This is a genomic window from Telluria sp. AZSoR62 (genome assembly GCF_058111565.1).
In genome coordinates this window covers 1-253 of the sequence record NZ_JBYTST010000445.1, presented here as the reverse complement: position 1 = coordinate 253, position 253 = coordinate 1, and the positions used below count along the sequence as shown (strand labels likewise).

Annotated in this window: 1 protein-coding gene; it reads right to left on the bottom strand. The window is 66.4% G+C overall.

Going from position 1 to position 253, the window contains the following annotated elements:
* Positions 1–36: 36 nt before the first annotated feature.
* Positions 37–141, bottom strand: coding sequence for a hypothetical protein (locus tag AC3XQU_RS24370; protein ID WP_489876692.1), 105 nt, complete (start codon positions 139–141; stop codon positions 37–39).
* Positions 142–253 lie beyond the last annotated feature (112 nt).

Below are 253 nucleotides of genomic sequence, written 5' to 3'. Positions count from 1 at the left end.
CCTCCACCTCTTCAAGGGTAGCCTGCTGGAATTTCATCAAACTACCTCCAGCCGGAGGCCCTCATGGGCGATCTGGAGCTCCTCGACGGCGATCCCTCCGGTCCGGGCATTGAGCTGGGGGCCGACGATCCGGGCCGGCAATCCTCGGCTGAAGGTCCACCGCGCAAGTACTGCCGGTTCCAGCTGACCGGGCCAGGGCGCACCGAGCAGGTCAACGGTGCCATCGTAGCGCCGGATGGGACGAACGCCGTCG